At 72.8% G+C, this 7,834-nt stretch carries 1 protein-coding gene; it reads right to left on the bottom strand.

The genetic code is table 11. The features are described from left to right. Nucleotides 1-75 precede the first annotated feature (75 nt). A complete protein-coding gene (locus tag ACFWU9_RS24130) occupies nt 76-7,734 on the bottom strand; it encodes a SpvB/TcaC N-terminal domain-containing protein (protein WP_384321700.1) in 7,659 nt (2,552 codons plus the stop codon). Between the last annotated feature and the right edge of the window lie 100 nt (nt 7,735-7,834).

The following is a 7,834-nucleotide window of genomic DNA, read 5'->3' as shown; positions in this document are numbered from 1 at the left end:
CCGGGGGGGGGGGGGTGCGCGGGGGGGGGGGGGGGGGGGGGGGCGGGCCCGTGCCCCCCCCCCCCCGCCCCACGCTCACTTCCGCCGGGTCACGATGTCGTTGAGCGGATGGCCGATCTTCACCAGGTCCTTCTTGAGATTCTGCAACTCGGCGGTGAGGGCGTCCCGGTACTCCTGCGTGTAGTCGCCCTTGCCCTCGACCGCCTTCCTGAGCCTGGCGATCACGACCTCGTGGTAGCCCCTCCCGTGCGCCCCCTTGTGCCCCTCGATCTCGATGCGGTTCTCGCGTGACTGGAGAGTGAGAGGGTCCTGCCCCGGTACGGACGCCTTCTCGAAGATCCCGACGAACTGAGGCTTGAACTCGGTGTCCTTGTCGGTGGCGACATGGTGCTCCTGGACCGGGTCCTTGATGACCCGGATGACACCGCCGGCGTCGAGGTAGGTCTCCCGGATGGCCTTGTCCGCCTCCCGCTTCTCCTTCTCTCCCCGGGCGCGCTCCCCCAGCCAGTCGTCCGACGGGCGAGGGGGAGCTTTGCGCGGCGGCTTTCCCGCGCCACCGGCCGCCGTCGCCGGCTCCGCGGGCGCGGACTTCTTCGGTACGGCCGGGACGAACGTCTTGCCCATCCAGGTGCCCTGGACCTTCTCGACCCCGGGATCGGGATCCTGCCGCGGCGGCGGGACCACGGTCGTCCGGGAGGCCGGAGGGGAGGCCGGGGGCGGTGCTCCCGGCGGCGTCACCCGGCCCGCCGGTGCCGGAGTGCCGGGCAGGGTCGGAGCGGGGTCGGCCAGCGCGCTGAGGCCGACGCCCACGGCGAGGACGGCCAGGACGATGACCACCGTCGCCTTGAGCGGGGGCGGGGCGGCCCGGACCGCGGGCACACCTGTCCGCACCGCCTGGCCGGCCGCCCGCAGTGCCTTCTCGGCCGCCGCGACGGCGGCGGTGAACTTCCCTCCCTCCTCGACGAGCCGGCCGTCCGGATCACGGAAACGCACCGGCCCGCACCGGGCGTACGCGTAGCGGCACGGGCCGTCGGCCAGACCCGCCGGGTCGCAGCTCGTCCAACGGCCGAGCCACGGCGCGTAGTAGCGGGCTCCGAAGTAGCTGAGGCCCGTCTCGTCGTCGCGCTCCTTACCGGTGTGGCGGTACCGCTTGAGCCCGGTCTCGGCGGCGGTGCGGCCGGCCTGGAAAGCGGTCGTGCCGTAGGGGTGGTACTCCTCGTAGCCCACCAGCGCGCCGGTCTCGTCGAGTTCGACACAGACCGATTCGAGATGGTTGGCGAACTGGTAGCGGATCGCGGGCGGTCGTACGGCCGGGAGGGTGGCCGTCTCGACGACGGCGAGGCGGGTCCCCGCGTCGTTCACCTGGAGGGTCTCGCGTTCGAGGACGGTCCCGCCGGCGCCGTACTCGCGGTAGAGCTCGAAGCCCCCCAGGTACCGGCGCTCGTTCTTGCGTGCTCCCGCCGCCGTCACGGTCACCTTGCGGACCCGTTGACCGCTGGAGTCGTACAGGTAGTGGGTCGTCTCGGGGGCGCCCTCGTTCACGACCTGCCGTGCGGTGGCGGCCAGTTGGTCCCAGTGGTCCCACCGCATGAGCGGCAGATGGGGCAGGCGCGTGATGTTTCCGTGCGCGTCGTGGGCGTAGGCCGCGCCGTAGCCGCCCTCCGCCGCGTAGTCCGGGAGGGTGCCGGCCTCACCGGGGAGGCTGGTGGCGAGCAGCCGGTTGCTGTCGAGGGCGTACTGGTGGTGGCGCCGCCACAGGGTGGGGCCCGGCGCGTCGGCGTCGGTACCTTCGTGGTGGGCCAGGTGCATCAGGTTGCCGACCGCGTCGTAGCGGTAGCGCTCGACGTAACCGCGCAGCCCCTGGAGGTCGTTGGCGTGGACACGGGCTCCGGCGAAGGGGTAGTCCCGGCGGCTGCCGTCGGCCGGGGAGAGCAGGAAACCGGTCTGGCCCGCGTGCTCGCGGCCGCTCGCCGCGACGAGCCGGTAGAGGGCGTCGTGGACCTGGTCGCAGACGGAGCCGGGCCCTGCGGTGGTGGCGAGCGCGGCGTCCTCGACGCGGACGATGTTGCCGACGGGGTCGTAGGTGTGGCGCAGGTCCTGGACGACCGAGGCGTTGGCGAAGAGCGCCGACGCCGTGGTGTCGGGGTCGGCCGGCCGGGTGGTGCGCAGCCCGGTGAGCCGGAAGGTGAGCGGGTCGTAGGTGCAGGCGGTGCGGGCGCCGTTCCCGTAGGCGACCCGGGTCCGCCGGCCCCGGGCGTCGTAGTCGATGTCGGTGACGAAGGCGGTGGCGGTCGCCTCGCCCCTCCTGCGCACCTCCACCCGCCGGAGCAGGCCCGCCTCGTTGAAGGACTGCCGCGAGACGCTCCCGTCGGGGGTGGTGACCGCGACGGGGCGGTTCAGCGCGTCGTACTCCGTCCTCGTCGTCGACGGCGGGCCCGGTTCGAGCAGGGGCTCGGCGGCGGCCTCGATCTCCCCGGGGTCGGTCGACGCGTCCAGGGCGGACCAGTCCGGCGGGCCCGTGTGATCGAGGGCGAAGCGGCGGCCGGTGGTCAGGAGATTGCCCTTGAAGTCGTAGCGGTCGTCCGTCGTCACCCCGGCACCGTCGTAGATCCGGTGCACCCGGCCGCGCAGATTCGCCTCCGGGTCGGGATGCGTCTCGCCGTACACCCGGTACTCGACCAGCGTCTCCGGGGCCGGTGGTGACGCCGGGTCGCGCGGTGTCCCGGCGACGGTCGTGTCGCCGGTCGCGCGCACGTACAGGCCGACCGGTCTGCGCAGGGTGTCGTAGGTCGTGCGGGTACGGAATCCGCGCCCGGACCAGCTGAACAGGGGCTGGTCCGCCGCGTCCAGGAGCGTCCGGCGGTCCCCGGAGTCCGGGCTGTGCGCGAACAGCGCCCGTCCGGCGATGTCGTAGGAGGGGGCGAAGCCGTACGGGGACAGGTTCCGCGGGTCGTCGAACGGACAGGAGCCGGGCGGCAGCGGCGGGACGGCGTGCTGCTCCACCCGGATACCGCGCGGGTCCTGGGTCCAGAGCGGTCTGCCCGCCACATCGAGCCGGGTGAAGGTGACGTGCTTCTCGTCGACGCCCGCGACCCTGTTGTGCGCGACGGTCACCACGGAGTGTCCGAGGCTGTCGAGCAGCGTGAGCAGGGGGGTGCCGGCGTGGGCGGCGGCCTGCCCCGCCGCACGCCGTTCGGCGGGCACGGCCGAGGTGCTCATCCGCGCGTACCAGGCGTTGCCCGGTTCGAGGACGGTGTCGTTCGGGTCGTGATCGGTGACGTGCCAGGGCGAGAAGTCGACGCGCTGGTGGGTGCCGTCGGGCGCGTCGGTGCGGACGAGCCGGCCGACCGCGTCGTAGAAGAACAGCGGGGTGACGCCGTGCTCCCCCGGCTCCTCGAAGCGGTGCCCCGTCTCAGGGGGGCTGAAGTAGGGCTCGTACCGCTTGACGGGGTTTCCCTTGTTGTTGAGGACCGTCTTGCCGTCGGCGATCCAGCGCCGGGGCCCGCCTGCCCGCTCCGGTTCCGCCTCGACCTTGCTCACCAGGATGTTCCCGCTGCCGTCGGCGTACGCGAAGGTGGCCCGCAGCGGGCTCTCGCCCGGCTCGGACGCGTGCCGCTCACGGACCAGCACGGCGGTGCACGGGGGGTGCCGGGCCCACACGGTCTCGCCGTCGACCGACTCCTCCCCGAAGTGCGGGAGGTACCGGCTGGTGGCGCCGAGGAGCAGCGTCCGCGCGGTCGCGGGATCGTAGTCGTCGGTGACGAAGAAGGCGGTGAGCGCGGGGAGTTCGGGGTTCAGCGCGGCCGGGTCGAGGCCGGTGAGACGGTCACCTTCGCCGTTCTTGCCGGTGAGGGCGGTGGCGGCGGGCAGGCCGAGGGCGTCGAAGCGGACTTCGGAGTGGTTGCCGTTGAGGTCGCGGATACGGCGCGGCGCCATGACCCGGTAGTCGAAGTCGAGCACTTCCGTGCGGTTGCCCACGGGGTCGGTGCTCGCCCGCAGGGAGAGTCCGAACGGGTCGTGTTCAAGGTGGGTGGTGTTGCCGAAGGGGTCGGTCCAGCCGCTCGGGAGGAAGAAGTGCCGGGAGGCGTCCGGTTCGTAGCGCGAGCCCGCGGAGCAGCGCCAGTACGTGCCGGCGGCGTCCTCCCCGAGGAGCCGCACCGCCTCCGGCCCGCCGAGGTGGCCGCTGTGCGGCCTGCTTCCGGCGGCGGCCCTGACCTCGGGCGTCGCGTCGGCCCCCAGGAGCGCCGTGAGCATGGCGTCGGTCCAGACGGGCGTGAACGTCCCGTAGGGCAGGGCGCGGGCGTCGAGTTCGCCGAGCGGGAGGGGCGCGGTGAGGGTGTCGTCGTAGTAGAGGGTGCGGATCTGTTCGAGGAGCCGTTTCCGCGGGGTCGTCCGGTCCGGCAGTTCATGGTGCGGGAGTTCGGCCACCGGCGTGCCCCCGGTCTGGTACCGCTCACCGAGCCGGAAGCGTCGCAGCCCCTCCAGGGTGAGATGCGTGCCGTCGCCCGCCTGGCCGGGCCCGATTCCCGTCAGTTCGTACACGCGTGTGTCGCAGGGCAGCGGGAGGCGGTGCCGGTCGGGATGGGGTGCGATCTCCTCGGTGTGGCGGCTCTCGGTGTACACGACGTTCAACTCGCCCTGTACGGAGGCGACGAGCGTCCCGGTTCCCGGCGGGAGCAGGGGGTCGGCGAGGGGCTCCGGCCGGGTGCGCGGATAGCCGACGGTGACGGACTGGAGGGGGTGACCGTAGGCGTCGACGGTCATGTTCAGGGTGTGGGTGAGGCGCGGGTCGGGCCGGGCGTCCGGGGTGCGCAGGCCGAGTTCGTAGTGGTGGGTGACGGTCTCGCTCTCGTACGGGTGGAAGACGGCGTGCCGCCCGCCGGCGCGGGGGTGCAGCAGCCGGACGTGGTGGGCGTGCGAGACGGCCGAGAGGATCTTGACGGGGGCGGGGGTCACGGCGGGGCCGGGCTCGCCCCCGTCTGGCGCGGTGAGGTCCAGTTCGTACGTCTCCTGGCGCAGCGGCGCGCCCTTCAACGCCCTGACGGCCTCGCGCCGTTCGTCCGGGCTCAGCGGGAGGGCACCCAGGTCCTGGTCCGGTGGCACGTACTCGTCGAACGGGCGGGGCCCGCCCGGGGCGCCCCGGTTCGGGAAGTACTCGTGCCGCAGTGGGTGCGGGAGGTCGCCTCCCTCGACCGGCACACCGGTGTGGTACCAGGTGACGGTCCGCACGGGCGGCTGCTGGAGCCGCCGGTCGAGGGTGACGTACGGGCTGTCGGCGTTGGCCTCGGCGAAGGTCCCGTAGTCCTCGATGTCCGTCCGCTCCACCCGTGCGAATCCGCGGAACTCGCGCTCGGCTCCGTCGAAGCAGCCGTGGTGGTAGCTGTAGGTGCTGGAGAAGCGCGTCCCGCGCCATTTGTCGGTGGCGGTCACCCTTTCGACGACGTGCACGGGGAAGGGCAGCCTGGTGACCCAGGGCGTACCCGCCCGTCTGTCCCTCAGGGCGAACGTCGTGGACGGGGCGTACGCGATCTCCGTCTCCGCGCCGATGTTGTTGTTCACGCGCGCCAGCAGATGGGGCTTCACCCCGCCCATCAGATCGAGGTAGCGCAGCGGGCGCCGCGCGTCGGCGGGGAGGGGCGACGACCACACCAGACACGCCGTGCCGTTGCCCAGCAGGTCGACGGGCCGTACGCCGGTCAGGGCGTCGACCGGGGGCAGCGTGGGCAGCGGGACCGGCGGCCCCCAGCCGTTGCCGGACCGGTTGAAGTGGATCCGTACGCCCTCCGGGCGCAGATGGATGATGTCGGTGGTGCCGGAGCCGTCGACGTCGGCGAGCAGGACGCGCCGCTGGTCGAAGAGGTCGGGGTGGTCGGAGGGGGCGTCGGCCATGGTGACCTTGGGGCCGAAGCGGCCGTGGCCCAGATTGGGCCAGTAGCAGACCTCGCCGTTGCGGATACGGACGAGGTCGGTGAGCCCGTCGCCGCTCATGTCGGCTAGATGGACGGCCTGTTCGCCGTCGGCGAAGACGAGCACCGGCCCCTGCTCCTCGTCGCGGGGCCGGACGACGCGCCGCCGTGGCCCGAATCCGCTCTCCCCGAGCGAGGGATGCCAGACCAGCGCGTCGTCCTCGGTCATCAGGACATCGGCGAGTCCGTCGCCGTCGAGATCGACGAAGCGCAGGTTCGGATCGGCCCAGTTCAGATCGGGCAGTGAGGCGAAGGGGGTGTACGGCGACCAGCGGCCGTCCTCCCCGTGTTCCTGGAATCCGGGATCGGGCCCGGCGAAGCGGACGATGTCCGGGCGGCCGTCCCCCGCCAGATCGAGGAACTCCGCTCCCGCGAGCGCGACGGACGGGCGGCCGGTGACCGTCTCGACCGGTCCGAACCGGGCGGCGGCCGGGCCCCGGCCGCCGGGCTGAGGGCCGTGGCCCAGCGGGCTGAGATTGCGTTTGTAGAACCAGCCACCGCCCTGTTCGGCGAGGATTCCCGGCAGTCCCTCGCCGTCCAGGTCGACCCATCGGTGCCGGGTACCGTCCAGACCGGTGGGCAGCCCGTCCAGGCTCTCGTCGTCGAGTTCGCGCGGGGTGCCGTCGACGACCGCCTCCGTGTAGGCGAAGGTCACCGGTGGCACCGACCGGATCCGGTAGCCGTCCTCCTCGCGTTGGAAGCCCCGCTGGGTCACCGAGGTGAGGACGGTGTGGACGGGGTTGCGCGGGTCGTCCGGCCGCTCCTCGTGGGCGTAACGGAGTTCGGTGGAGCGCACCAGGCAGTCGGCGCCGACGTCGGCGGCCTCGGGGAAGTGGTGGAACATCAGGACGCGGCGGCAGAGGCGGTGGGTCCTGACCTCGAAACCGGAGCGGAAGGACGAGAAGGGGTCGGGCCTGGCGGACCAGGCGGCACCGTCCTGGGGTGTTGGGGCGGCCGGGTCGTGTTCGCCGTAGTCGAGGACGAGTTCGAAGTGCCACTGACCGTCGGCGGGCAGAGTCCGCCAGCCGGCGACGGGGTCGATGGACGAGGGCCAGGGGACGCGGTTGCCGTAGCGGATGCGCTTCGGGTGGCGGTTGGCGTCGCGCCGGCGGTTCCGCTCGTGGCCGGAGGCCGTGTCGACCCCCTCGTCGTTCTCGGACCGGTAGTCGTACGCGATGAGGTTGCCCCGGTCGTCGTAGCTCTCGCAGATCAGCCAGCCGAAGACGCGTGAGGCGTCTGCGGGGTCGGTGACACGGGACCCGGGGCTCCGGCCGTACCACGTGGTGATGTCGTCCCTGGAGATCGAACGCCAGAAGACGTCGGCCGGGTCCTCGGTGTTCGTCCAGCGCTCGATCCGCGCGAAGAGGCCCTCGACGCGGGGGTGGTAGCGCCGGACGGTGTAGACGGCGTCGCCGACGGTACGCGGGGGCAGCACCTCCGGCACCCATCGGTCGCCCTCCGGCACCAGTACCGGAACGAGATCCTCCGCTCCGGACATGATGAAGACGTCGGAGTCGGCGGCGTCGTCGTAGCGGGGCACGCCCTTGTCGGTCCTGCGGGTGATCGCGGGCAGTCCGATGGTCCAGCCCAGCCCGAACAGCCCGTTCCCGGCACCGGAGTCGTAGGTGAGCGAAAGCTCCGGACCGAAACCCGACCGGCCGGGAGTCGCGGCGATCGGCACGGTCATCGTGCCGCCGCCCGTCACCGGGTTGGCCGCGAACTTCTCCCCGATGCCCTTGAGCGCCCCGCCCCCCTTCGGCAGGCTCACACCGGGCGGTCCCGGGACTCCCGGCGGCGCGGCGGTCGTTCGGCGCCCGCCGCCCGGTCCGGCTCCGGCTCCGGCTCCGTTCGTCGCGGTCTCGCTGCTG

This window comes from Streptomyces sp. NPDC058653, from assembly GCF_042716895.1.
Classification (GTDB): Bacteria; Actinomycetota; Actinomycetes; order Streptomycetales; family Streptomycetaceae; genus Streptomyces.
The sequence above is the reverse complement of the archived record's forward strand: the minus strand, read 5'-3'. Positions and strand labels throughout refer to the sequence as shown.